This is a genomic window from Pseudomonas sp. 05N36 (assembly GCF_056397385.1).
This window is the reverse complement of the sequence record NZ_JBFTNH010000006.1, coordinates 1-24569: the sequence shown is the minus strand read 5'-3', so window position 1 is coordinate 24569 and position 24569 is coordinate 1. Positions and strand designations below refer to the sequence as shown.

Genomic DNA, 24569 nt, shown 5'->3' with positions numbered 1-24569 from the left:
CCCGGGAGTCATTGATATGGATCTGCGCGCCCCCCCTGAAAACCCGACGCTGACACAATTGCTCGGCATTCAGTATCCGATCATCCAGGCGCCCATGGTCGGCGTGTCGACACCGGCACTCGCGGCCGCGGTGTCGAATGCCGGTGCCCTGGGTTCGATCGGCGTGGGTGCGAGCAATGTCACTCAGGCCAGGGCGATGATTGCCCAGACCCGGGCGCTGACCTGCAAGCCGTTCAACGTCAACCTGTTCTGTCATCGCACACCCGAACCGGACCAGGCCTTGCAGTCCGATTGGCTGAAGCACCTGCAACCGTTGTTTGCCGAGTTCGACGCGCCTGCGCCCACCACACTGAATGAGATCTACACCAGTTTCGTCGATGACCCGGACATGCTCGAATTGCTGCTGGTCGAACGTCCGGCCGTGGTCAGTTTCCACTTCGGTCTACCGTCGACGTCCTGGATCGATGCCTTGAAGCGCGCGGGCATCGTGCTGCTGGCCACCGCGACCGATCCATACGAAGCCGAACTGATCGAACGTGCCGGTATCGATGCAATCATCGCCCAAGGCGTCGAAGCCGGCGGCCATCGCGGTGTGTTCAATCCGCAACAGGATGCCCTGACCGGGACTCTGGCGCTGGTCAGAACCCTTAGCCGGCAGCGTTCGATCCCGATCATCGCCGCGGGCGGGATCATGGACGGACAGTCGATCAGCGCCATGCTGAAACTCGGCGCGCAAGGTGCGCAGTTGGGCACCGCGTTTATCCTGTGCCCCGAAACCGCCGCCAACCCGCGCTACCGCGCCGACCTGAAAAGCCCGAAAGCCGCCCATACGCGTATCACCAGCGCAATTTCCGGGCGACCGGCGCGCGGCATGATCAATCGCCTGATCACTGACCTGGATACCGCCGGTGCACCGCAATGCCCGGCGTACCCGCTGACCTACGACGCCGCCAAAGCCCTGCACGCTGCCGCCAGCGCCAAGGGTTGCAACGAATTCGCGGTGCAGTGGGCCGGCCAGGGTGCTGCGCTGGCGCGGGAAATGAGCGCCAAGGCCATGGTTGAAGTGCTGATCGCCGAGATGAACTGATTACCCTTGCCGGTAAGTAAAGGGATTTCAGGCTCGGCACATTCTGTAGCAGCTGGCGAAGCCTGCGTTCGGCTGCGAAGCAGTCGTAAAATCAGACGCTATGTTTTTTCAGGTTAACCGTGGAGGCAGGATTTACGGCCGCTTCGCAGCCGAACGCAGGCTTCGCCAGCTGCTACAGGTCGTGTAGCGGCTTAACTTGCCGGCACGCGGGGCTTTTTTGCGCAACGATTGGCCGCTGTTGCGGTCACATCGGTCGCTGCGTTGCCCTGATCGTCCGTTGGTCCGTGACAACATCGCAGCGGTCCAATAGATTAAGCGACCCGAAAACGCCGATGCCGTTCTCGTCTTAAATTCTGTTTAAAGAAGTAGTGAAATTTCAATGCCAGATTCCAATACCGCTGAATCCGTAATCACCTTGTCGTCCAAAGCGGAATACGAAAACTCCATCAATCTTTCACAACACGTGCCGCAGGCCAAAACCATCAGCGAGATGGTCCTGGACGCCTTCCACACCTCGAAAGAAAGCGACCAGATTCGCGAGTTGCGCGCGGCCATCCGCCAGGCTCACGACCGCTTCGACGACGACAAGGCCTACGAACTGATGGGCGAGCTCAAACAACTCAAGGACGCCGAGGCCGCGGATATCGCCGCCCTGGAAGACCTGAGCAGCAAGTTCCCGATCAGCCGGATTCTGTCGAGCTTCAAGGATGACCCAAGCTTTCAGGAGCTGGTCTACGGCCTGGCGCTGAAAGTGCTGAACCAGACTCATCAGGCCATCAGCAACCCAAGCGCCGGCAAGAGCAAGGCCGCCCGCGCCAAGAAAGAGATCGAAGTGTTCAGCATCAGCAAGGACGGCGTCAGCGTCAGCCTGCCACTGCGCACCCCGCGCTCCAAGCCGAACGTCGACCGTGAAGCCTTCGAATTCCTCGGCTTCACCTTTGTGGGTGAAGGCGACGAGGCTGAGCTTGCCAGCGAGACCTTCATCGACAATGCCGGCACCGAACAACCGGCCACCCGCAAAGCCATCATCACCGCCCTGCAACAGCAGACGGCGTTCGATGGCTACAGCATCGCGGCACAGTAACCACCCGCGATTCCTGCACAACGGCTCGTAGCAGCTGTCGAGCCTGCGAGGCTGCGTCCGATGACGCAGTCCTCGCAAATCCTGAATACGCGGTTCGCCTGAAAGAACGCATTGCCTGATTTTACGGCCGCTTTGCGGCCGGACGCAGCCTCGCGGGCTCGACAGCTGCTACGAGCGCTAGACGTAGCCTCGCGGGTACGGCTGCTGGAACAAGCGATTGGGCCACTCGGTCCGCCTGACAAATCCTGAATCCGGTCTACATTAAAAAGCCACTACCCAAAGCGCAGGGATTCGCTTATCCTTTTGGCTGTATATAAATACAGTAGTCGCAAAAGACAACTATCGTGAAGGCATGTGAGGTGGTGAATGGCCGTCGAAGTGGTATACCGCAGCAGCCGAGATCTGGAGCGCTTGTTCATGGATAAAGCCGAAGCTGACCGTCATGACAAAATGCTCGAATTGGCCGAATTGCTGGCTGAAGTGTTGCAAAAAGCGGTTCCGTCGCTGACCGAGCAACAGGTGGAAGAAGCCGGGATCTACATGGCGAAAAACCGCGATGTGTTCGCCAAGGCGTTCAAGAGCCAGCCGGACGCCCTGTCCGAATTGCTCAACGTGCCGGTTGCAGCCGCTGCACCTGCAGAGCCAACGGAACCAGCCGAGCCAGCGGAGCCTGCCAAACCCGCAAAATCGGCTAAGCCCGCGAAGTAAGCAACGCCCGAATTGAATAGGCCCTGAGTCACTGACTCAGGGCCTTTTTCATGCCTGCGTTTCAACTGTCCGGTTGTTCCAGTGCCTCGACCAACACCTTGAAGAACCGCGCCGCTTCCCCTCCCGTCACTACCCGGTGATCGAAGGTCAGCGACAGCGGCAATATCGGGTGCACCACCACCTTGCCCGCCATTGCCACCGGTTCGTCGCGAATGGCACCGGCTGCGAGGATCGCCACTTGCGGCGGTACGACAACCGGGTTGGCATAGCGCCCGAACATCGTGCCGAAGTTCGACAAGGTCAGGGTCGCGCCCATCATTTCCCTGGCCGGGATCGAGCGCGCCTGCACGTCGGCGCGCAAGCGAGTGATGCCTTCTTTCAAATCCTCTGACGAGCGATTACCGACATCGCGCAACACCGGCACGAACAAACCGTCGGGGGTGTCGACGGCAATACCCAGATTGAGGGTGTCGTGGTGCTTGATCGACAAGGACTTGCCATCAAAGCCACTGTTGAGCATCGGCTCCACGGCGCAGGCTGCCGCCATGGCCTTGGCCAAACGGATCAACGGATCACGGGCACGGCCCCAGCGATGCAGGTCGGCATCGGCGTAGAGGGTCACCGGCACCACCTCGGCGTGGGACCTGGCCATGTTCAGCGCCATGCTGCGGCGCACCCCGCGCAGCTTCTCCCCGCCAAATTTGTCGCGCTCGGTTTGCGAGGCACTTTCCACATCGCTGCGGGTGATCAGCCCATCGGGGCCGGACCCGCTCAGCCCAGTCAACTCGACGCCCAGTTGCCGGGCCAGTTGCCGCACCGCCGGGGTTGCGCGCGCGCTCATGTGTTCACGGGTCGAGGGCGCGGCGCCCACGAAAAACTGATCGTCCTGATGACTGCCGCCACCTTCAAGCCGGCCTACCACCGTGCCGGCATCCGCCTCGCCTTCATACCCCAGCAAGGGTTCGCCGACGTGCAGGATGTCACCTTCACCGCCGAAGGTTTTCGCCACCACGCCGTCGTAAGGTGCGGGAATATCCACCAGGGCCTTGGCGGTTTCCACCGAGACCAATAGTTGATCGGCCTTCACCGTATCGCCGACCTTGACGTGCCATTCGACGATTTCCGCTTCTTGCAGCCCTTCGCCCAAGTCAGGCAGTTTGAAATATTTCATTGCAGCCTCCCGGGCCTCAGGCGCCTCTTTAAAAGTGGTGCAGCACGCTGTCACAGGCGTGAAGGATGTCTTCGACGTTGGGCATGTACAGCAACTCTTGCCGATACAGTGGTGGCGGAATGTCCGGCGCGGTGACCCGCAGGATCGGCGCCTGCAAATCCAGCAATGCACGCTCGTAGAGACTGGCGGCGATTTCCGCGCCGACGCCACAGGTTCGCGGCGCTTCATGGACGATCACGCAACGGCCGGTCTTGCGCACCGACGCCTCCAGCGTGTCGAGGTCCAGCGGCTTGATGCTCGCGACATCGATCACCTCGGCCGAAATCCCTTGTTCCGCCAGCGCATCGGCCGCCTGCAAGGTTTCCATGACGCTGGCGCCCCAGCTGATCAGGGTGATATCTCTGCCTTCACGCAAGGTGAAACAGGTATCGAGCGGCAGGCGTTTGCCATCGTCGATCAACGGTTGCGGGTTCATTCGGTAGAGCCGCGTCGGTTCGAGAAACACCACCGGGTCCGGGTCGTCGATGGCCGCCAGCAGCAGGCCATAAGCCCGCGCCGGTGATGAAGGAATCACCACGCGTAACCCCGGGATATGCGCAAACAGCGCCTCGGTGCTTTCACTGTGGTGTTCCGGTGCACGAATCCCCGCGCCCATCGGCGAACGCAGCACCATCGGGCACGTGATTCGCCCGCGCGTGCGGTTGCGCATGCGGCTGGCGTGGGACACCAGGTGCTCCATGGTCGCGTAGATGAAGCCCATGAACTGGATTTCCAGCACCGGTTTCAAACCTTGGGCCGCCATACCGATCACCAGCCCGCCGAGCATGGTTTCGGCCAGAGGCGTATCGATCACCCGCTTGAAGCCAAAGCTGTCGCGCAGCCCTAGCGTGGCGCGAAACACACCGCCGTTCACGCCGACGTCCTCACCGAGCACAATCACGTTTTCGTCCTCGCGCATGGCCCGGTGCAACGCCAGGTTGACCGCCTCCAGCAGCGTGACTTTGCCGTTACTCATGAGCGGCCCCTCCTGCACGGCGCGCCGCGCGTTCGAGCAACCACTCGCGCTGCTCGGCCAGTGCCGCCGGCCACTGGGCATAAACGTGATCGATCACCGATTCAGCTGACTGTTGGCCAGCCGCATCGAAGTTATCCACAGCGCCCTGCACCAGCGCCTGACACTCGGCAATCAGTGCCTGTTCACGCCCTTCGTCCCACACGCCCTGCCCCGCCAGATAACGTTGCAAGCGCTTGACCGGTTCTTCAAGCCAGGCCTGTTTGACCTCTTCGGCCGGGCGATAGCGGGTCGCATCGTCTGCGGTGGTGTGATCGCCGAGACGGTAACTCACGCACTCCAGCAACACCGGACCTTTACCGTGACGCGCGCGTTCGAGGGCGATTTGCACCCGGTCGTAGACCGCGATTATGTCGTTACCATCGACTTGCTCGCCGTGGAAACCGGCGCCGATCGCCTTCTGCGCCAGGGTTGGCGCCGCGCATTGAATCCGCCGTGGCACCGAGATCGCCCACTGGTTGTTGTTGATCACGAACACCACCGGTAACTGCCAGGCCCCCGCGACGTTCAAGGCTTCAAGAAAGTCGCCCTTGCTGGTGGCGCCATCGCCGCAGGTGGTCACGGCTACCCGGTGCTCGCCACGAATCTTGAATGCACTGGCGACTCCGCACGCGTGCAGCGCCTGGGTGGCGATCGGCACGCAGATCGGGAAGTCCTCGACCGCCGCGGGCTCGGCAAAATCGCTGCCGCGCTCATCGCCGCCCCAGTACAGCAAAATCTCTTCCATGCGCACCCCGCGCATCAATTGCACGCCAGTGTCGCGGTAATACGGGATCAGCACGTCTTCAGGATGCATCAGGCTGCCGACTGCCACGCCGATCGCTTCCTGACCAAGCGTGGGTGCATAAGTGCCGATGCGCCCGGTGCGTTGCAGGGCGACGGCTTTTTGATCGAAGAGACGGGTCAGGACCATTTGCCGGTAGAGGCGGGTCAGCAGATTGAAGTCGTCGGCCCAGGCGGGAAGTTCGCTCAATGCCAGGCCGTCAGGGGATAAATAGCGGGTGTAGGGAACGTCGACCTTGTTATGGGACATGGCACAGCTCCTTGCACGCCGGGTCAGCGTGCCGTTGTCGGGCCTGACGCTCGTGGCGCCAGGCTCTGGGAGCAAGTCGACCGGGTAAGGCCCTCACTCCGTCATCGGTACAGCACTTTCTCTGCCAGCTCATCCGCCACCCGGGCCGGCGAGCGTTTTTCAGCCTGGGCGTGGGCGAAGACTTCGGTCAGCCGCGAGCTGATTTTCGAGAGGTGCGCGGTGATGTTCGACAACGCCTCGCCACGGTGTTTGAGCGATACATAAATCAACCCGCCGGAATTGATCACGTAGTCCGGCGCATACAGGATGCCGCGGTTCTCCAACTGGTCGGCCACCAGCAGGTTGGTCAGCTGATTGTTGGCCGAACCCGCCACTGCGGCGCAGCGCAATTGCGCAACGCTGTGGCTGTTGAGCACGCCGCCCAACCCGCAAGGCGCGAGGATGTCGCACGGGGTGCTGAGCAGCGATTCGTTGGCAATCGGACGGGCGCCCAACTGCTCGATGGCCAGTTGCACCTTGCCGGCGTCGATGTCGCTGACCAGCAATTCGGCCCCGGCGGCATGCAGTTGCTCGGCGAGGGAAAAACCGACATTGCCCAAGCCCTGGACCGCCACCCGCAGGCCTTCGAGGTTGTCACTGCCCAAGCGGGCCATGGCCGTGGCGCGAATACCGGCGAACACCCCCATGGCGGCATGCGGCGCCGGATCGCCGGCGGCGGTGGTGCTGGTGACATGCTGGGTTGTCTGGGCAATGCAATCCATGTCGGCGACCGAAGTACCGCTGTCGATGGCCGTGATGTAGCGACCGTCAAGCTGTTCGACAACGCGGCCGAAGGCCTCGAACAAGGCTGCGCGACTTTCTACGTGAGGCGGGCGAACGATCACCGCCACCCCGCCACCCTGTGCCAGGCCGGCCAGTGCGGCCTTGTAACTCATGCCTTGCGCCAGGCGCGCAGCATCCACCACGGCGCTTTCATCGTCGGGATAGGCAAGGTAACGGCAGCCACCAAGGGCGGGGCCCAAACGGCTGCAATGAATGGCGATCACCGCCTTCAACCCGGTCACCGGGTCAACGCTCAGGTGCAGCGATTCAAGGCGAGTGCTTTGCATGAGAGCGAACATCGTAGGGCTCCCGAATCACTTCTTGTAGTCGCCAGTATAGGCCTGCGGCTGAAAATTGCTGAAGCGCACCGGAATAAGCAGCAGGGCTTTTAAAGCCTTTGAGACATAACCTGCAACGGCATGTGTAGAGCACTGGACGAATGCCTGAGACGGGGCTAAAACGAGGCATTCGACGGAGATTTTGATGAACCCGCGCCACGCTTTTTTCGCCTGTCTGCAACGCTCGCCACCGGCGCTCTTCGAAGCGGCGCTGTGGATCGCTGCCGAGCACGATCCGCTGGTGAAGCCCGAGGTGCTGCTGGAGCAATTCAAGGATCTGCAACAACGGGTCAGTGCCGGTCTGCCGATGTTGCCGGTCAGCGAGTTGGCCCAACCGTTGTTGCGGCGACTCAATGACATGGGTTATCAACAGGACGAATCCATCCCGCTGCGCCCGCAAGCGGCGCTGCTCAACAAGGTGCTGGAACGCCGACGCGGGCAACCGCTGGCCCTCGGTTTGATCGCACTGGAGTTGGCCCGGCGGCTGGAGATCCCAATGGTCGGGGTGAATTTTCCCGGGCACTTTCTGTTGCGGGTGCAGGGGGCCGATCATGTGCTCGATCCGTGTGGCGGTCGGCGCCTGTACCCCAACGACTGCCGAGAATTGCTGCAGCGCCAGTACGGCCCGAATATGCAGCTCAATGCCGAGCATCTGGTGACGAGCGATCCGGTCCAGATGCTGCAGCGGCTGTCGCGCAACTTGCGTCAGTTGCATTTAGCCAACGACGACAACATCGGCGCGCTGATCGATGCCGAGCGAGTGCTGGAGCTTGGTAATGCTTGCGTCAGCGACTACCTGGCCCGCGCCAGCCTCTATCAGCGGCTGGACTGCCCCAACGCCGAACGTTTCGACCTGGAGCATGCCTTGCTGCTCACCGACGACCCGATCCAGCGCATCCGCCTGACTGAACGGCTGGGGCATTTACCGCCTAACAGCGTGGTGCACTAAACCATTAACCACCGCGATCCTGTGGCGAGGGAGCTTGCTCCCGTTCGGCTGCGCAGCAGTCGTTAACCCAGTTGGTTCGTTATATCTGATAAATCACCAGCCCCCGATTTAGGGCCGCTGCGCGCCCCAGCGGGAGCAAGCTCCCTCGCCACAAGAACAATTAGTGTCCGTTCAGCTATGGGGTATCGGGCTGATTGGCCGGGTGGGCCTTGATGAAGGCCGGGTGCTGCGCGGCCAGCGCCGCGACCCGGCGAATCCGTGGATACGCCTCAAGGGAAATGTTGAACCGCTCGGCCGCGTACAGCTGCGGAATCAGGTAGACATCCGCCAACCCAGGCGCGCTGCCGAAACAGTAACCCTCATCGCCAATCAAGTGCTCGACTGCCGACAGCCCCTGAGTAATCCAGTGGCCAATCCAGTGCACCACCTGCGGCTCATCATGTCCGAGTTGGCGCAGCTGATTGAGCACGCTGACGTTGTGCAGCGGATGAATGTCGCAACCGATCAACGCGGCCACCCCACGCTCATGCGCGCGCCTGGCCAGGTCTTTGGACAGCAGCGGCACCTGTGGATAACGCTCTTCCAGGTACTCGATGATCGCCGGGGACTGGATCAGCAACTCGCCTTCATCGGTGCGCAAGGCTGGCACCCGGCCTTGCGGGTTGATGTGCAAATAAGCCGGTTGCTGGTGTTCGCCACCTTGCGGCGCGATCAGGTTGATCGGCAGCGCCTGGTACTCCAGCCCTTTGAGTGCCAGGGCAATGCGCACCCGAAAGGACGATGTCGAACGGTAGTAGGTAAAGAGTTCCATGGCCTGAACCTCTTAGCGCGCCGGCAGGATTTTGCCGCGGCATTCGCCGAAACCAATGGAGGCGAAACCGTCACGGCTGCAGCGTGCACGCAGGATGATTTCGTCGCCGTCTTCAAGGAACTTGCGCACCTCGCCCGAAGCCAGTTCGATCGGCTTTTTACCGCCTTCGGTGATTTCCAGCAGACTGCCGAACTGGCCGTTTTCCGGCCCCGACAAGGTGCCCGAACCGAACAGGTCACCGGCCTGCAACTGGCAACCGTTGACGCTGTGGTGCGCGACCATTTGCGCCACGGTCCAGTACATGTATTGAGTGTTGCTCAGCGTCAGGCGATGGGCTGGCAGGTTTTGTTCGCGCATGGCTTCGGTCAGCAGCAGCACTTCCAGTTCGATATCGAAGGCGCCAGCGGCCTGATCGCGTTTGTCGAACAGGTACGGCAGCGGCTGCGGATCGCCCTCGGGACGCGCCGGTTGGGCACGGCGGAACGGCTCCAGCGCTTCAGCGGTAACGACCCATGGCGAGATGCTGGTGATGAAGCTTTTCGACAGGAACGGCCCCAGTGGCTGGTATTCCCAGGCCTGGATGTCGCGCGCCGACCAGTCATTCAGCAGGCAGAAACCGGCGATGTGCTCGGCAGCGTCGCCGATGGCAATCGAGTCGCCCATCTCATTGCCCTGGCCGATCCAGATGCCGAGCTCCAGTTCATAGTCCAGACGCGCACACGGGCCGAAGGTTGGTTCGGTCTGACCGGCTGGCAAGGTCTGGCCTTTCGGACGACGCACGTCGGTGCCGGATGGGCGAATGGTCGATGCACGACCGTGGTAGCCGATCGGCACGTACTTGTAGTTCGGCAGCAGCGGGTTGTCCGGGCGGAACAGTTTGCCGACGTTTTGCGCGTGCTCGATGCCGACGTAGAAGTCGGTGTAATCATTGATCTTCGCAGGCAGGTGCATCTGGCAATCGGCGGCCAATGGCAGCAGTTTTGCGCCTTGTGCTTCGATCTTGCCGCGCAGGGTGCTGCCTTCGGTGAACAGTTCCAACAGACGCTCACGCAGGGCCACGCGGGCGCCACGTCCGAGGTCGAAGAATGCGTTCAGCTGACCGCCACGGGTGGCTTCGACGGCCGCACGCGCCGCACCGTCAAACAGACCGGCCTCGAGCGCTGCTTCCAGATCGAAAATATGCTCGCCGATTGCCACACCGCTGCGCGGCGCCGAACCCTGGGTGCTGAACACGCCCAGCGGCAGGTTCTGCAGCGGGAAGTCGGTGTGACCGTTGGCGGAGGCAACCCAGCTACGAGTGGGGGTGGTCTGAGTCATGGGTTATCTCCGGTTCGGATTGAATGTGACGGGCAGCGAGGCCCAGCATGCATCGTAGTTGTTTTGCAGTTGCTGGCAATCGAGGGCAAAGCGGCTTGGGCGCAACACCTGGCTGGTCTCGAACATGAAGGCCATGGTGTTGTCGATTTTGCTCGGCGCCAGCTCGGCATTGATCGCCTTGGTGCAGGTTTCACCGTCCGGCCCGTGAGCGCTCATGCAGCTGTGCAACGACGCGCCACCCGGCAGGAAACCTTCGGCCTTGGCGTCGTAGGTGCCCTGGATCAGGCCCATGAATTCATTCATCAGGTTGCGGTGGAACCACGGTGGACGGAAGGTGTTTTCGGCCACCATCCAGCGTGGCGGGAAGATCACGAAATCGAGGTTGGCCAGACCGTGGACGCTGGTCGGCGACGTCAGCACGGTGAAGATCGACGGGTCCGGGTGATCGAAGCTGACCGTGCCAATAGTGTTGAAGCGGCGCAGGTCATATTTATACGGCACATTATTACCGTGCCAGGCGACCACGTTCAGTGGCGAATGGTCGAGTTCGCAGCCCCACAACTCACCGAGGAATTTCTGTACCAGGGTGGTCGGCTGCTTGAGGTCTTCGTAGTGCGCAACCGGGGTCAGGAAGTCCCGTGGATTGGCCAGACCGTTACTGCCAATCGGCCCGAGGTCCGGCAGGCGCAGCGGCGCGCCATGGTTCTCGGCCAGGTAGCCACGGGCTTGCGGGTCGAGCAATTCGATGCGGAATTTCAGACCGCGTGGCAGCACGGCGATTTCCAGCGGTTCCAGTTCCAGCACCCCGAGTTCGGTGGCGATGCGCAACCGACCCTGCTCCGGTACCAGCAACCACTCGCCATCAGCGTTGAAGAACACCCGCTCCATCGAGCGATTGGCGCGGTAGTGATAAATACTGATCCCGGCCGGTTTTTCCGAACCCGAGTTAGCCGCCATGCACACCAGACCGTCGATGAAATCGGTCGGCTCGCCAGGAATCTCCAACGGGTTCCAGCGCAGGCGGTTGGGCGTCACGCCGCCCAGCGGTCCGCCAGCCAATTGCCGCTCCAGTTTAACGAACGCCGGGTGATTGGCCGACGGCTGAATACGGTACATCCAGGTGCGTCGCGCTTCACTGCGCGCCATGGTGAACGCAGTACCGGAGAACAGTTCGGTGTAGAGACCGTACGGGGCTTTTTGCGGGGAGTTCTGGCCGACGGGCAGTGCGCCGGGCAACGCTTCGCTGCTGAATTCGTTGCCGAAACCTGACTGGTAAACCAGCGCTGGCGCCGTTGAATCAAGGTTCATGGAGCCTCCTGAACAGGGAGTAGGCCGTGGCCTATGGCTCCTTTTCAGAAGTCTCGGCACGCCCAGGTTATTTTTATCGTAATTCGATTACGCATAACGTAATTTGATTGGTATTGACCGTCAAGCTATAAAGACGCCCATTCGTCCCGGGATCACACCGCCTCCATGGAAAAGCCGCGCAGCAGCACCGCCGACAACGGCAAACAGAAAGTCCGCTCGGCCGAAGTCGGCACCGACATCCTCAAGGCCCTGGCCGAGTTGTCGCCATCGACGTCGTTGTCGCGCCTGGCCGAACACGTGCAGATGCCGGCGAGCAAGGTTCACCGCTATTTGCAGGCGTTGATCGCCAGTGGCTTTGCCGAACAAAACGCCGCCACCAACCATTACGGTCTCGGTCGCGAAGCCTTGCGCGTTGGCCTGGCTGCTTTAAACAGTATGGACGTGCTGAAAGTCGCCGCCCTGCCACTGGCCGAGTTGCGCGATGACCTGAACGAAACCTGCTTCCTCGCGGTGTGGGGCAACCAGGGCGCAACCGTGGTGCATATCGAGCCCGCCGTGCGCGCAGTAACGGTGGTGACGCAACTGGGTTCGGTGCTGCCGCTGCTCAGTTCATCCACCGGCCTGGTGTTCAGCGCTTTTTTGCCGAACCGCGAAACCATCGAGTTACGCGAACTGGAAGTGCAGGCAACGGCTGCCCATCCGCTGGCCGATAACCAGGTCTATGCGACCTTGTGTGAACAGATCCGCGAACGCGGCCTGCATCATGTGCATGGTTTGCTGATGCCGGGCGTCGATGCGCTCTCGGCGCCGGTGTTCAATGCGGTCGGCCAGGTGGCGGCCGTGCTGACCATTGTCGGCCCGACGTCGTTGTTCCACGCCGACGAAAACGGCCCGGCGGCGCAGCGATTGCTGGCGGCGACCCGGGCCGTGAGTTGGCGGATGGGGTATGAGCCCAACGCCGTCGTCGGTTAAATCATTCGCGCTGAACGCCTGTGTTTACCCCAGTAACGTCTGCTCGCTGGAATCGGGCTCTTTGAGTGCCTCTTTCATCAATTCAGTCATCACCGCCAGATCCACTGTTGTTCCACTGCACGCAGAGACAACGCTCAAACAGGTATTCGCATCGCCCAGGCGCTTGGCAATCGCCTTCTGCACCTGCGAGAAACCCAACTTGCCGATACGCATCGTGGCCAGTTCCAGCATGCAATCGAGGTAGCTTGCGAATACCCACGAATGATCTCCTTCGTGATAAGCCTTTGCCCCCTCGAACACCCCTTTTGTCATCACGACAGCACTTAACCCAAGACCGATCGGTGGAAAGACACAGCCTACGACGGTGACTGCCGCTACCGCAGCGTCGTAGGTCAGCTTGGCGACAATCTCGATGAGACTTGTGGTTTGTGCATCGACCCCGTCGATGATCTGCCTGATCATCTCGCTGTAACAACCGGAAAAGTCGAATACGCGGCTATGAACATGCAGTGCCGGCGGCTCGTCGTCGGTACTACGTTGTTTCATCTCTTCGATGTAGGCGTTGATCACTCGCTGATCGGTGTATTTGACTCGCGCGCAGTAATAACTGCCTAAACCACCCACTTTCACCGACCTGGCGAACTCGGCCCGTGGTCGAAACCAGCGGCCGTCAGGTGCATTCGGGGTATACAACAGATCCGTGGCCACGCCATCGCTCATCAAGCGAAAAACATAAACGCCCTGGACCTTGCGGTTTTGCAGATAAAACCTGTACACGCCGTTGCGCTGGGGAGATTCAGGGTCATCATTGGCTATTGGATCGGTGGCTTCCGGTACTCGCAACCGATCAATAGCCTGTTCGATACGTTCATAGTGTTCCCGCGAAAGCACACCGCTGAACAGTTCCGCCAATGCGGCTCGCTGCATTTCATGCAGTTGCAGGTTGACATAGACATCGCGTTTGAGCGCGTAACCAGGGGCATCGGGGTCCAGGTAGTCGGTGGACAACATGTCGATGTATTTTTCGCCCGGACGCAATGTCTTCGACCAGCCCACGATATATTTCATCAGCACATTGGCCATCAACGTGTCGGAAATGGGGGGATGGCCGGCCAACAAACGCAGTGCTGGGTAGATTCCCGGGTTATGTATCGGCCCGCTGTCTTCCGTGATGTGTTGTTCCTTGATGATGAGCTGAGACAAGGTCATTTCTTGCGACTCGTCCAGCACCACCTTTATCAGATCGGGGTTCACGACGACTGTTTCACCGTGTTCCGCCAGAACATCTTCAACCCTTTGTTTGATGAGGTTGTACGCAAACTTCTCGTAGCTGATCAGCGCCGCCTCATGACTGGCGAGCCGGGTCAACGCTTTAAGCTCGGTGTTCAAACGGGCGAAATACTGTCGATGGTAGGCGGTGGCCGAACGATAACCGGCAGGAATGACCGCCTCCACTTCGCCCCGCAGCCAACCGACATTGAGCAAGACACCCTGGCGCAATGCACCGGCACCAACCGATGACCAGACGTTGCGCTTGATGCCCCATTGAACCGGTAGCTCTGCCTCTAAATGCCGCATGTACGAATGGGTGCGCTCTCGCTCACTGGCGTGAGACTGCCGACTCAGGTAACTGCGTCCTTCTGGCAACCTCGTCCAGTTGAACATATGGAAGTTCAGTTGTTTGAAGCTAGGAAACTCGAACCAGACCCTGCCCCCCGGCGCATCAGGCGCATAGAGAACGCAAGTACCGCCCTCACCTTCTGGTCCGCAATAGACAATCATCCCTTGAAAGGGGATTTTCCAGCTATCGAGTAAAAGATCTCCCGCCGAATAGTTTTCGGCGTTCTGACTGGCCCGTTCGACGATCTTGAGGCTGTCGTCACTGATATGCCCTTGCAACTTTGCACTGAACGAGCTCAGGTCCGTGCGACCGTCCAGCACGGCTTGCAGGGCTTGCAGTACCGCTTCACTGGTGTACTTTTCTTCAAATTTCTCGGCATACAGCGAGCGCATGCTCTCGCTGCCCATCACTGCCTTGAGGTCTTCTTCGGTCAAGCCTGACGGCAGCGCCTCGCCTTCAAGGGTGAACGCCAATGGGGCAGAGGACGGATCATACAAACCATTGAGCATGAACTCGGGAAGCGTCAGGCGATTACATTGAACAACCTTTTGCGGACCCACATGGAACGTATGACGAGCGTTGACGAAAATCTGCTCCGGGTCGATGAGTTCGCCGCAGAGAATCCGGACGAACTCCTGGGCATAAGAGTGTGCGAATACCTTGAGGGACCTGGTCTCTTTCAGCTGTTCATCAAGCGCTTGCTCTTTTGCTGCCAGGGACTGTTCCGTATCGACGTAATACTGGCGATCCTCTTCACTGGCACGCTGTAGCCAATCCGGTATCAGGTGAGGTTGTTCGGCCATCGCCCGCTTAGAGGGGCGTAGAAGCGCGTCCTGAAACGTTCCCTGTAGCGCTTCTGTTGAAAGTTTTATATTCATTCACTGTTCCTTATGACATTTGTAAACGGCCTATTACCGCTCCATGCGTCGAGAGAGTTATTTAAATCACAGCCCGGTACGCCAGTAACTTCTAGCGGTGACTCGAGCCATGAGTGAGTGCATGAGGTATGAGCATCTCCCTCAAACCGCGTAAGTTCGAGACTGTTTCGAAACAGCCCAACCATAAAAAACAACGCCTGGCCAAACAGTTATTTATTTCGATAGGATTCGACGAGCGGTTCCCCCAGATCATTAACCACGACCGAGTTCAGATAGATTTCGTCCGCATTGATACCGCAGCCTAAATCCTCAAAACACGCATTGAGTTGCTCACTGACTTCTTTCAGCAAATCCGGGTTCGCCATACATAAATTCCTTTTAAATACTATTCAGCTGACTAATGCACACTCCGCAACGGGAATGCGTTCGTGAATGACCATTACAAAGCCGCCTGCCATCACGAGCAGCGCCGCACGGTCAGAACGGCTCAGCGAAGAGCGCTTCCTTTCGGAACTCGATTACAATCCCATGGCAGATCCGATTAAACTCCCTGACATCCAGTACCGCCGTATTAACCTGATATTTCGGATCCCGGCTCCATCGAATAGAGTAAATCCCACCGAGCGTTTCATCGAATGATGGCAGCTCATCATGCTGTACTTTTTCCATGACGACCCAGGTCAGCGACTCGGAATAAGCGACAACCGCCTGCCCAAGATCGTTGATCACCGCACTGGAATAGTAAGTAGTATCGGGATCCAGACCATAACCACGACTTTTAAAAATATGCTTCAACTTGCTACGTATTTTTTCGAGAAGAACATCAGTCATTATAAAAATACCGCTTATTAAATAGTGATTTAGAGCACCAGAAAACAACAAGACAACTGCACATCTGGCGCCCAACTACTTATAGGCATTTAGCACACAGCGCGCACCCGAAAACTTGTGTTAATTCGTAAAATCAACAACTAAAAAACACTCTGAATCGATCAGACGCTGAACTCTTACAACAAGTGAAGTGCTCTATTTGTTGAAGTCCACAGCCTGCGCCTGGGCACAGCAACCCAAGGCAACCGCGACGGTGAGCACCTGCGACATGAAGGTAGATACGGAGACTGTCGGGGGAGTTGCGTGGCAGCGACTGTTGCCGAGGCTGTAACAGTCATTGTCCCGAATCGCTATTTTTCCTTTGGGGATAAGGACTTATCCTTGCCTGGCTTTCAGGGCAATACGGCCGAAAGCACGAAACACCGAGGTGTGACTTTCCCGCCTCATTAGCAACAGAATCCAGATGATTTGAATCCGTTTCAGTTCATCGACCCGTGTTCACTGACGTTGATTTGTAGCTCCTTGATCCAACGTCTTACCTTGGCCGCTGCGTTTGCAGCGGCCTTTTTTTAGGGCGAAATAAAAGAACCCCGTGAGCACGGGTTTCGATGGGGGGAGTGCCCGGAGGCGAAGCTGATTGAGCGCAGGCCGGCAATAGTCCTCGGTATTACAGCGAATACCTCTGCAAATTCCCCATCATTTCCCTCAACGCTTCAATGTTGTCCTTTGGATGCGCCGCACCTTCAAAGTCGCAGATCTGCTCCCAGTGAGCAGCAACATCTTCCGGAGAGAAGCCCTCACGCGGATCAAACCCGGCGCCGAGGCTGCGTTCCCAGCGCACCTTGCCCATCCAGCCACCGCCGACTTCGAACAGGCCAGAGGATTCCTGGCAGTTCTCGCTGGCCAGGTACACCACCAGCGGGCTGACCAGTTCCGGCTTCAACTGTTCGAAGACTTGTGGCGGAATCAGGCCTTCGGTCATGCGCGTGCCGCCGGTCGGGGCGATGGAGTTGACCAGAATGTTGTTCTTGCGGCCTTCGATGGCCAGGGTGCGGGTCAGGCCATAAAGACCGAGTTTGGCCATGCCGTAGTTGGACTGACCGAAGTTGCCATAGATACCGGAGGTCGAGGCGGTGAAGATCACTCGACCGTAGTTTTGCTCACGCATGTGCGGCCACGCGGCACGGGTGACTTTATAAGCACCTTCGACATGCACGCGGTAAACCAGGTCCCAATCGCCGTCTTCCATTTTGTGGAAGGTCTTGTCGCGCAGAATCCCGGCGTTGTTGACCACCACGTCGATGCGGCCAAAGGCGTCGAGGGCGTGCTGCACGAGTTTGTCGCCGTCGGTCACCGAATCGTGGTTGGCCACGGCAGTGCCACCGGCTTCGCGAATCTCTGCCACCACGCGGTCGGCTGCCGAGGCATTGGCGCCTTCGCCTTGAGCCGAACCACCGAGATCATTGACCAGTACCTTGGCGCCCTGCCTGGCGAATAACAACGCATGAGCCCGTCCGAGACCGCCGCCTGCACCGGTGACGATCACCACTTTATCTTCAAAGCGCACAGACTCTTTCATTACCAAACTCCAGCAGGCCAGGGACAGTGAGCCCGAGTGTCAGGCACGGCGCCGGTAGTCACAATCAACAGGGCTGAGGCTGAATGGTGCGCAATAAGGCTGGGGGATGATGAGCGACAGATGTGCTGACGCCCTGCACGACGGTGTTCAAGGCATAAACGAAACGGGCCTGCATCTGCAGGCCCGTTTTCAGTGGGGTGGTAAGGGTGTTTCAGGCATCAGCTATTGAAAGCGGCCTGTTCGTTCTCGAGAAATTCTTCTTCAAGTAGCGCATCGGCATGAGCACCCGAGTTGATCGGCGTGACGGTGGCGCGTTTACCGCGCAATTTGCCGAACAGGTGTTCCAGGGCGTGTTCAAGCTTGGCGGCCGCCCCGTCGATGGCCAGTTCCAGTGTGTCGGCTTTATGAGTAACGGATACCGGTTGATGGCCTTTTGGCCGCGCTTCAAGTTGGCAGCGCATGTCGTGTGGACCGGGTTTATCGCCGTTCTCGTCCCGCAGGTGGACTTCGACCCGTGTCAGGTCTTCTTCGTATCGTTCGAGCGTGCTCTCAATGGTAGTACGTACCCACTCCTCCAGTCGGATGCTGCTTTGAATATGGTTATCGCTATTGACTTGGATTTGCATAGTTCATCCCTTATTTCAGCTAGCTCGCGAGAGGTCCGGTGCAGTGTTTGAAACCTGGTTGGCCGTGACCTCTTGGTTACAGAGTTGGGCAGATGGAGAAACAATTCAACCCCTAAAAAAAGATAAATATTCCTACGCAAAAAAAGCCGGACAACGGGCAAAAGCGCTGTTAATGTCGGGAGTCGACTCGATCCGCAATGCCGCAATAAATCCTCACAATTGCCCCTCACCCAGGGGGTGCAACCCACGAAAAATCTCCGCTTCCTCCACCAGCCAGTCATGCACCGCGCGCACGCCCGGATGGCTCAGCGCCCCCGGTGAATACAGCAATACATAGCGTTTGTAGTTGGGCACCGCGACGCCAAATGGCACGATCAGCGTGCCACGCTCCAGCTCATCGTTGAGCAAGGTCCGGCGGGCGATGGCCACGCCCATCCCGGCAATCGCCGCCTCGATGGTCAGGTGGTTGCGGTTGAAGGTATGCCCACGCCGCACGTCGGCGCCGTCGAAGCCGATGGCGTTCAGGTAAAACTCCCACTCCGCGTATTCATAACTGCCGCGCCAGGCGGTGATGTCGTGCAACAACGGAAAATGCACCAGATCCGCCGGCCCGTGCAGCGGCGGTCGGCCACGCAGCAGGCTCGGCGCGCAGACCGGGAAAATCTGCTCATCGAGCAAGGCTGTGGATAACAACCCCGGGTAACTGCCATCGTTCAAGTCGATGGCCAGGTCGAAGTCGCCTTCGTGCAACGCCACGCTGCTGTCCTCGGCCACCAGCCGCAACTGGATATCCGGAAAGCGCTGCTGCAAACGCGGCAGGCGCGGCGTCAGCCATTTGCCGAGAAACGAAGGAATCGAGCGCAACCGCAGGATGCCGCTGATCATCCCCGCATCCAGCCGGCGCAATTCCGCGTCGATGCTGCCATAGGCCTCGTTGACGGTAATCGCCAGGCGCTGGCCTTCGGCACTCAATTCGACACCCCGGGCGCGGCGGTGAAACAGACGAAACCCCAGGCGCTCTTCCAACTGGCGGATCTGCTGGCTGACGGCACCGGGGGTGATGTGCAGTTCCTCGGCGCAGCGGGTGAACGACAAGTGGCGTGCCGCACAGGAAAACACATGCAGCCAGACGTAGGTCTGGGCATGAAATTGACGACTCATCGTTTAGTCCTACTAAAGCCTGTCTTAGGAAGTTTCGTTGGTCAGCACTGACCGAGGTAGGCAGTATCGCCGACATTGCGCTTGGCCTACAAAAAATGGCGGCGATTCCTACTCCATTGCTTGTAAGGCTTTAGCATGGCTATCAGTGTTTTCGATCTCTTCAAAGTCGGCATCGGTCCGTCCAGCTCCCACACCGTCGGCCCGATGCGCGCTGCGGCAACCTTCACTCAGGCGCTGTTCGACCAGGGTTTGCTGGAGCAAACCCGACGGGTGGAAGTCCGTCTCTACGGCTCGCTGTCCGCCACCGGCGTCGGCCACGCCACTGATCGCGCCTGCGTCATGGGCCTGATGGGCGAATGGCCCGACAGCATCGACCCGACCTGCATCGGTCCGCGTATCCAGCAGTTGCGTGAAAATGGCGAACTGCTGCTGGCCGGTCGCCGGAACATTGCCTTCGATTGGCAACGCGACTTGCTGCTGCTCGACGAAAGCCTGCCCTACCACCCTAACGCCATGTCGCTGACAGCCTTTGGCGAAAACGGCCAGCTGTGGGAACAAACCTACTACTCGGTCGGCGGCGGTTTCATCGTTGAAGCAGCTGAAGCCGAGTCGGGCGTGCCGGCCGCCAGCGACGTGGTGTTGCCGTACGAGTTTTCCAGCGCCGTGGAATTACTGTCGCTGTGCAACCAGCACGGCTTGCGGGTTTCCGAGCTGATGATGGCCAACGAACGGGCCTGGCGCAGCGATGCGGAAATTCGCAGCGGCCTGCTGCACATCTGGTCGGTGATGCGTGAATGCGTCGAGCAAGGCCTGCGCCACGAAGGCGTGCTGCCGGGTGGTCTGGATGTGCCGCGCCGCGCTGCGAAATTGCACCGCAGCCTGCTGGAAATCGGCAAACCGAATGTCATCAGCTCGACCCTCTCGGCGATGGAATGGGTGAACCTGTTCGCCCTCGCCGTGAACGAAGAAAACGCCGCCGGCGGTCGCATGGTCACCGCACCGACCAATGGCGCGGCGGGGATCATCCCGGCAGTGCTGCATTACTACATGAAGTTCAACCCCGACGCTTCGGACGACGATGTCGTGGCGTTTTTCCTCGCCGCCGCCTCGGTGGGCATCCTCTGCAAAAAGAACGCCTCGATCTCCGGCGCCGAAGTCGGCTGCCAGGGTGAAGTCGGTTCCGCCTGCGCCATGGCCGCTGCCGGCCTCGCCGATGTATTGGGCGCGACACCCGAACAACTGGAAAACGCCGCCGAAATCGGCCTGGAACACAACCTCGGCCTGACCTGCGACCCGGTCGGCGGGCTGGTTCAGGTGCCGTGCATCGAGCGCAACGCGATTGCCGCGGTGAAGGCAATCAACGCCACGCAAATGGCCCTGCGCGGCGACGGCAAACACTTCATTTCCCTGGACCGGGTGATCCGCACCATGCGCGATACCGGCGCCGATATGCACGACAAATACAAAGAGACTTCACGGGGCGGCCTGGCCGTGAGCTGGGTGGAGTGCTGACGAGCATTCCCTGACCGCCTGCATTACGTGAGCCCGAGCAAGAATAATAACGAGGCGATACTGATGACCGATGTACGTACACCTGCTGCCGATAATCCTGCTGTAGAACTGCCCCGTAGTACCGCAACCACCAGCAAAGGCTGGAGCAAACACGACACCACCTGGATGCTCGGCCTTTACGGCACGGCAATTGGTGCAGGCACGCTGTTCCTGCCGATCAACGCTGGCGTCGGCGGTTTCTGGCCGTTGCTGGTGCTGGCGCTGCTGGCGTTCCCGATGACCTTCTTCGCCCACCGCGGCCTGACCCGCTTCGTGCTGTCCGGACGTTCCGGGGACATCACCGAAGTGGTGGAAGAACACTTCGGCATCGGTGCCGGCAAGCTGATCACCCTGCTGTATTTCTTTGCGATCTTCCCGATTCTGCTGGTGTACAGCGTGGCGCTGACCAACACCCTCGGCAGTTTCATGGAGCATCAGTTGCACATCGCGCCACCACCGCGCTCGGTGTTGTCGCTGGCGCTGATTCTGGGGCTGATGGCGATCGTCCGTTGCGGCCAGGGCGTGATCGTCAAATGCATGAGCGTGCTGGTTTACCCGTTTGTCGCCGCGTTGCTGTTGCTCGGCGTGAGCCTGATCCCGAACTGGAACGGCGCGTTCTTCGCCTCGGCCAGTGAAGGCATGCCGCTGCCGCTGTTCTTCAAAACCTTGTGGCTGGCGATTCCGGTGATGGTGTTCTCGTTCAACCACTCGCCGATCATCTCCGCCTTCGCCGTCGACCAGAAACAGCGCTACGGCGCCCAGGCCGAGCCGAAAAGCAGCGGCATCCTCGCCGTCGCCCACAGCATGATGGTGCTGACCGTGATGTTCTTCTGCTTCAGCTGCGTGCTGGCCCTGTCGCCGGCCGACCTTGCCGCCGCGAAGGCACAGAACATCTCGATCCTGTCGTACCTGGCCAACCACTTCCAGACCCCGGTCATCGCCTATGCCGCGCCGTTGATCGCGCTGGTGGCAATCACCAAATCCTTCCTCGGCCACTACATCGGTGCCAGCGAAGGCTTCCAGGGCCTGATCGTGAAAAGCCTGCGCGGCCGCGGCCGGGTGATGCCGGCCAGCTGGCTGAACCGCGTGACCGCGCTGTTCATGATTCTCAGTTGCTGGGTGGTGGCGACCTTCAACCCGAGCATCCTGGGCATGATCGAAACCCTCGGCGGGCCGGTGATCGCCTGCCTGTTGTTCCTGATGCCGATGTACGCGATCCGCCGCGTGCCGTCGCTGCGCCAGTATTCGGGGCAAGCCTCGAACGTGTTCGTGGTGCTGATCGGCCTGATCGCACTGTCAGCGATCATCTACTCCGTCATGCCCTGAAACGGACCATGAATAAAAAAGGCGAGCCATTGGGCTCGCCTTTTTATTGCCGGTTTATTGACCCTGAGCAGAACCGGCATGGCCCTTGCTTCGTCAGAATGGAGGCACACGGATGTTGTTGAAACCTCAGCGAGCGACCTGCCGGTGGTCCGGAAAAGCGAACCAATCCTGATCCCATCCGGTCAATGACTGCACGATCCCATCAAGCGGTGACGCATTATGGATAACCCTTTTCAACTGATCACCGACGCTTTTGCGCCGGATTATCAGGTGTAAGCGCTCCATGAACCCCACATTTTAAAGGTGGGGATCTATGGCTATCTTGGAGTTTGCGGTGTGCAGTTCCACGGCAGCAAGGCCTCGAAGTCTTCTACACTCGAGGCTTGTGGCAGGCGCTCAAGTGCGTGGCGCAGCCACGCATAGGGCTCTTGGCCGTTGGCTTTGGCCGTCTCGACCAAGCTGTAAAGTTGAGCGCTGGCCATCGCGCCTTTGGGCGTGTCGCTGAACAGCCAGTTCTTGCGCCCGATAACGAAGGGCCTGATCGCACGCTCTGCCGTATTGTTGTCGATCGGCAAGTAACCGGCTTCGGTGTAGCGCACCAACTTCATCCAGTTGCTGGCCAGGTAGCTGATGGCTTTGCCCAGTGCATTTTGCGCTGTCACTTGTGGCTGGGTTTTCTCCAGCCATGTTTGCAACTGGGCCAACACCGGTAGGCTGTTTTGCTGTCGGCTTTCGTGGCGATGATCATCGCCGACTTCTTTTAAATCTCGCTCGATACCGTACAGCTTGTTGATCAGATTCAGGGCGATATCGGCACGTCCGGTTTTGCCTTTAGGCTGCACCTTTTGCGCCTCGACAAACTTGCGTCGCGCATGTGCCCAACAGCCTAAACGCTCGATACCGGATTGCGCGCCCAAGGCGTTATAACCAGCGTAATCGTCGGTCATCAGGTAGCCGCGATAACCTTCGAGCAGGCGCGACGGAACCTCCTGCGCCCGGCTGGTCGAGTAGTCAAAAAGGATCACCGGCTGATTTGGCGGCCCGCCGGTTTGCACCCACATCCAGGATTGGCTGCTCGGTTCTCGATCAGGCTCTTTCATCACCTGTACGCGCGTTTCGTCGCAGTGGATTACGCGACTTTCCAGCAGTCGATCCCGCATCAAGTTGAGCAAGGGTTGCAGGTGTTCACCGCACTGGATAACCCAGCGCGCCAAGGTTTGGCGTGGAATATCGATACCGTGGCGGCCTAGCACTTTTTCGAAGCGATGCAGCGGTAAGCCGTCGACGTATTTGGTCGTCAGCAGCATCGCCAGGACACTTGGGCTGGCCATGCTCTTTTCAATCAGTTGAGCGGGCTTGTCCGCTGTAACCGGTGCAGTTTCGCAATCGCGGCAGGCGTAGATCTTGCGCACATGTTTGATCACGCGGATTTGCATCGGCACGATCTCGAGCTGCTCGCTGACTTCCTCGCCAATGCTGTGTTTACGGCAACCGCAGGCGCAGGTCAGCTCATGATCGGGCAGTTCGTGAATGACTTCAACACGCGGAAGATCGGCGGGCAGAGGCTTGCGTTTGCCCCGTCGCCTGGTCGGAGCTACGACCTCTTCTTCAACCGTTTCGTCGACAACCCCGGCCACGCTTTCAGCTTCGTTGAACAAGGCCATTTGCGGAGTCGTGGGATCAGCTGTCTGCTCTGACTTGCGCCCGAAAAGGCGCTGACGCAACAGCGCATTTTCTTCCTCGAGATGAACGATCTTGCCCTTATCCGACTCGCGCTCACTCAGCATTTGCTCAAGCAGTTGCTTGAGCAAAACAGGGTCGTCAGGAAGGTCTTTGGGCATGGAAATCATGCCCTGGATTATACCGAATCAGGCGACGAATCGAGGCGTCAAAACTTGATGCGGACGGTTGCGCCACAAATCAAAACCGTCCAATAACCAGTTGAGTTCTTGAACCGTCAGCACGATGGCTTCATCCGAACAATCGGGCGATGTTTTGAAGCGCTCGGACTCCAGCCGCTTTAGCCAAAGGCAAAAGCCGTTGCGCTCCCAATACAAAATCTTCACTCGGTTTCGAGGTTTGTTGAGGAACACGAAAAGCACCGGGTCAAACACCGCGACCTTGATGTCCAGTTCGACCAGAGCAGCGAGGCCATCGATGGACTTTCGGAAGTCGACGGGCTTGGGGTAGAGATAGACTTTTTCGACTTTTGCGTCGGGACGCATCATGAGGTGCTGGCTCCGGAAAGGAATCGGAAGCACAGCATTGGGGATCAGGTGGCGGCTTTGAATGTGAGGTTCATGGAGCGTTTACGGAGCGTTTAC

21 protein-coding genes and 1 pseudogene are annotated in these 24569 nt (G+C 59.3%); 7 read left to right on the top strand and 15 right to left on the bottom strand.

The window, feature by feature from the left end:
• Positions 1 to 16 precede the first annotated feature (16 nt).
• From AC1DIH_RS10430 to AC1DIH_RS10420, 3 genes and pseudogenes are all read left to right on the top strand, one after another.
• Positions 17 to 1087 (top strand): NAD(P)H-dependent flavin oxidoreductase, encoded by a 1071-nt coding sequence (locus tag AC1DIH_RS10430; protein WP_477771611.1) that lies wholly within the window; start codon positions 17 to 19, stop codon positions 1085 to 1087.
• A 379-nt stretch (positions 1088 to 1466) separates the two neighbouring features.
• Complete coding sequence (locus tag AC1DIH_RS10425) at positions 1467 to 2171, top strand: hypothetical protein (RefSeq protein WP_477771610.1); 705 nt, start codon at positions 1467 to 1469, stop codon at positions 2169 to 2171.
• Positions 2172 to 2537: 366 nt separating this feature from the next.
• Positions 2538 to 2777 (top strand): annotated as a pseudogene (locus AC1DIH_RS10420) (YebG family protein); the annotation flags it as partial.
• Positions 2778 to 2940: 163 nt separating this feature from the next.
• On the opposite strand, the gene AC1DIH_RS10415 reads toward AC1DIH_RS10420, so the two are convergent.
• From AC1DIH_RS10415 to AC1DIH_RS10400, 4 genes are all read right to left on the bottom strand, one after another.
• The gene (locus tag AC1DIH_RS10415) at positions 2941 to 4050 is read right to left on the bottom strand and encodes a dihydrolipoamide acetyltransferase family protein (protein ID WP_477771609.1); all 1110 of its coding nucleotides are present in this window, start codon (positions 4048 to 4050) and stop codon (positions 2941 to 2943) included.
• Between the two features lie 28 nt (positions 4051 to 4078).
• Positions 4079 to 5065 carry an alpha-ketoacid dehydrogenase subunit beta gene (locus tag AC1DIH_RS10410; RefSeq protein ID WP_477771608.1) on the bottom strand — a complete coding sequence of 329 codons (987 nt, stop codon included), beginning with the start codon at positions 5063 to 5065 and terminating at the stop codon, positions 4079 to 4081.
• Complete coding sequence (gene pdhA, locus AC1DIH_RS10405) at positions 5058 to 6155, bottom strand: pyruvate dehydrogenase (acetyl-transferring) E1 component subunit alpha (RefSeq protein ID WP_477771607.1); 1098 nt, start codon at positions 6153 to 6155, stop codon at positions 5058 to 5060. Before pdhA ends, AC1DIH_RS10410 begins: the two co-directional genes overlap by 8 nt.
• Positions 6156 to 6256: 101 nt before the next feature.
• A complete protein-coding gene (locus AC1DIH_RS10400; RefSeq protein WP_477771606.1) occupies positions 6257 to 7276 on the bottom strand; it encodes a Leu/Phe/Val dehydrogenase in 1020 nt (339 codons plus the stop codon).
• 184 nt (positions 7277 to 7460) lie between these two features.
• Here AC1DIH_RS10400 and AC1DIH_RS10395 point away from each other — a divergent pair, with 184 nt between their 5' ends.
• Positions 7461 to 8264 (top strand): SirB1 family protein, encoded by an 804-nt coding sequence (locus tag AC1DIH_RS10395; protein WP_477771605.1) that lies wholly within the window; start codon positions 7461 to 7463, stop codon positions 8262 to 8264.
• Positions 8265 to 8439: 175 nt separating this feature from the next.
• On the opposite strand, the gene maiA is transcribed toward AC1DIH_RS10395, so the two are convergent.
• The 3 genes from maiA to hmgA are packed head-to-tail and all read right to left on the bottom strand — an operon-like array spanning position 8440 to position 11700.
• Positions 8440 to 9075, bottom strand: coding sequence for a maleylacetoacetate isomerase (gene maiA, locus AC1DIH_RS10390; protein WP_477771604.1), 636 nt, complete (start codon positions 9073 to 9075; stop codon positions 8440 to 8442).
• A gap of 12 nt (positions 9076 to 9087) precedes the next feature.
• Positions 9088 to 10392, bottom strand: coding sequence for a fumarylacetoacetase (gene fahA, locus AC1DIH_RS10385; RefSeq protein WP_477771603.1), 1305 nt, complete (start codon positions 10390 to 10392; stop codon positions 9088 to 9090).
• Positions 10393 to 10395: 3 nt separating this feature from the next.
• Positions 10396 to 11700, bottom strand: a complete 1305-nt coding sequence (gene hmgA, locus AC1DIH_RS10380; RefSeq protein WP_477771602.1) for a homogentisate 1,2-dioxygenase — start codon at positions 11698 to 11700, stop codon at positions 10396 to 10398.
• 165 nt (positions 11701 to 11865) lie between these two features.
• On the opposite strand from hmgA, the gene AC1DIH_RS10375 reads away from it, so the two are divergent.
• Complete coding sequence (locus AC1DIH_RS10375) at positions 11866 to 12672, top strand: IclR family transcriptional regulator (RefSeq protein ID WP_477771601.1); 807 nt, start codon at positions 11866 to 11868, stop codon at positions 12670 to 12672.
• A 24-nt stretch (positions 12673 to 12696) separates the two neighbouring features.
• Here the strand turns inward: AC1DIH_RS10375 and AC1DIH_RS10370 are convergent, their stop codons facing one another.
• The 6 genes from AC1DIH_RS10370 to AC1DIH_RS10345 form a co-directional block, all read right to left on the bottom strand.
• Positions 12697 to 15171, bottom strand: coding sequence for a dermonecrotic toxin domain-containing protein (locus AC1DIH_RS10370; protein ID WP_477771600.1), 2475 nt, complete (start codon positions 15169 to 15171; stop codon positions 12697 to 12699).
• Positions 15172 to 15380: 209 nt separating this feature from the next.
• Positions 15381 to 15536 carry a hypothetical protein gene (locus AC1DIH_RS10365; RefSeq protein ID WP_477771599.1) on the bottom strand — a complete coding sequence of 52 codons (156 nt, stop codon included), beginning with the start codon at positions 15534 to 15536 and terminating at the stop codon, positions 15381 to 15383.
• A gap of 112 nt (positions 15537 to 15648) precedes the next feature.
• Positions 15649 to 16002, bottom strand: a complete 354-nt coding sequence (locus tag AC1DIH_RS10360; protein ID WP_477771598.1) for a hypothetical protein — start codon at positions 16000 to 16002, stop codon at positions 15649 to 15651.
• Positions 16003 to 16669: 667 nt separating this feature from the next.
• A complete protein-coding gene (locus AC1DIH_RS10355; protein ID WP_477771597.1) occupies positions 16670 to 17581 on the bottom strand; it encodes an SDR family oxidoreductase in 912 nt (303 codons plus the stop codon).
• A 218-nt stretch (positions 17582 to 17799) separates the two neighbouring features.
• Positions 17800 to 18207 (bottom strand): HPF/RaiA family ribosome-associated protein, encoded by a 408-nt coding sequence (locus AC1DIH_RS10350; RefSeq protein WP_477771596.1) that lies wholly within the window; start codon positions 18205 to 18207, stop codon positions 17800 to 17802.
• 213 nt (positions 18208 to 18420) lie between these two features.
• Positions 18421 to 19368: a LysR substrate-binding domain-containing protein gene (locus tag AC1DIH_RS10345; protein WP_019693524.1), complete on the bottom strand. Its 948-nt coding sequence runs from the start codon at positions 19366 to 19368 to the stop codon at positions 18421 to 18423.
• Between the two features lie 135 nt (positions 19369 to 19503).
• Between AC1DIH_RS10345 and AC1DIH_RS10340 the strand changes: the two genes are divergently transcribed.
• Together AC1DIH_RS10340 and AC1DIH_RS10335 are read left to right on the top strand one after the other, a co-directional pair.
• Complete coding sequence (locus AC1DIH_RS10340; RefSeq protein WP_477771595.1) at positions 19504 to 20880, top strand: L-serine ammonia-lyase; 1377 nt, start codon at positions 19504 to 19506, stop codon at positions 20878 to 20880.
• A 63-nt stretch (positions 20881 to 20943) separates the two neighbouring features.
• A complete protein-coding gene (locus AC1DIH_RS10335; protein ID WP_477771594.1) occupies positions 20944 to 22245 on the top strand; it encodes a serine/threonine transporter in 1302 nt (433 codons plus the stop codon).
• A 317-nt stretch (positions 22246 to 22562) separates the two neighbouring features.
• Here AC1DIH_RS10335 and tnpC read toward each other — a convergent pair whose 3' ends face one another.
• On the bottom strand, positions 22563 to 24095 hold the full coding sequence (tnpC, locus tag AC1DIH_RS10330; RefSeq protein ID WP_477771593.1) for an IS66 family transposase: 1533 nt from the start codon (positions 24093 to 24095) through the stop codon (positions 22563 to 22565).
• Positions 24096 to 24113: 18 nt separating this feature from the next.
• Positions 24114 to 24473 carry an IS66 family insertion sequence element accessory protein TnpB gene (tnpB, locus tag AC1DIH_RS10325; RefSeq protein ID WP_019412232.1) on the bottom strand — a complete coding sequence of 120 codons (360 nt, stop codon included), beginning with the start codon at positions 24471 to 24473 and terminating at the stop codon, positions 24114 to 24116.
• Positions 24474 to 24569: the final 96 nt, after the last annotated feature.

Coding starts and splice junctions, on each gene's coding strand:
- AC1DIH_RS10430 (WP_477771611.1), top strand. CDS start 17: ATGGATCTGCGCGCCCCCCCTGAAAACCCGACGCTGACACAATTGCTC.
- AC1DIH_RS10425 (WP_477771610.1), top strand. CDS start 1,467: ATGCCAGATTCCAATACCGCTGAATCCGTAATCACCTTGTCGTCCAAA.
- AC1DIH_RS10415 (WP_477771609.1), bottom strand. CDS start 4,050: ATGAAATATTTCAAACTGCCTGACTTGGGCGAAGGGCTGCAAGAAGCG.
- AC1DIH_RS10410 (WP_477771608.1), bottom strand. CDS start 5,065: ATGAGTAACGGCAAAGTCACGCTGCTGGAGGCGGTCAACCTGGCGTTG.
- pdhA (WP_477771607.1), bottom strand. CDS start 6,155: ATGTCCCATAACAAGGTCGACGTTCCCTACACCCGCTATTTATCCCCT.
- AC1DIH_RS10400 (WP_477771606.1), bottom strand. CDS start 7,276: ATGTTCGCTCTCATGCAAAGCACTCGCCTTGAATCGCTGCACCTGAGC.
- AC1DIH_RS10395 (WP_477771605.1), top strand. CDS start 7,461: ATGAACCCGCGCCACGCTTTTTTCGCCTGTCTGCAACGCTCGCCACCG.
- maiA (WP_477771604.1), bottom strand. CDS start 9,075: ATGGAACTCTTTACCTACTACCGTTCGACATCGTCCTTTCGGGTGCGC.
- fahA (WP_477771603.1), bottom strand. CDS start 10,392: ATGACTCAGACCACCCCCACTCGTAGCTGGGTTGCCTCCGCCAACGGT.
- hmgA (WP_477771602.1), bottom strand. CDS start 11,700: ATGAACCTTGATTCAACGGCGCCAGCGCTGGTTTACCAGTCAGGTTTC.
- AC1DIH_RS10375 (WP_477771601.1), top strand. CDS start 11,866: ATGGAAAAGCCGCGCAGCAGCACCGCCGACAACGGCAAACAGAAAGTC.
- AC1DIH_RS10370 (WP_477771600.1), bottom strand. CDS start 15,171: ATGAATATAAAACTTTCAACAGAAGCGCTACAGGGAACGTTTCAGGAC.
- AC1DIH_RS10365 (WP_477771599.1), bottom strand. CDS start 15,536: ATGGCGAACCCGGATTTGCTGAAAGAAGTCAGTGAGCAACTCAATGCG.
- AC1DIH_RS10360 (WP_477771598.1), bottom strand. CDS start 16,002: ATGACTGATGTTCTTCTCGAAAAAATACGTAGCAAGTTGAAGCATATT.
- AC1DIH_RS10355 (WP_477771597.1), bottom strand. CDS start 17,581: ATGAAAGAGTCTGTGCGCTTTGAAGATAAAGTGGTGATCGTCACCGGT.
- AC1DIH_RS10350 (WP_477771596.1), bottom strand. CDS start 18,207: ATGCAAATCCAAGTCAATAGCGATAACCATATTCAAAGCAGCATCCGA.
- AC1DIH_RS10345 (WP_019693524.1), bottom strand. CDS start 19,368: ATGAGTCGTCAATTTCATGCCCAGACCTACGTCTGGCTGCATGTGTTT.
- AC1DIH_RS10340 (WP_477771595.1), top strand. CDS start 19,504: ATGGCTATCAGTGTTTTCGATCTCTTCAAAGTCGGCATCGGTCCGTCC.
- AC1DIH_RS10335 (WP_477771594.1), top strand. CDS start 20,944: ATGACCGATGTACGTACACCTGCTGCCGATAATCCTGCTGTAGAACTG.
- tnpC (WP_477771593.1), bottom strand. CDS start 24,095: ATGATTTCCATGCCCAAAGACCTTCCTGACGACCCTGTTTTGCTCAAG.
- tnpB (WP_019412232.1), bottom strand. CDS start 24,473: ATGATGCGTCCCGACGCAAAAGTCGAAAAAGTCTATCTCTACCCCAAG.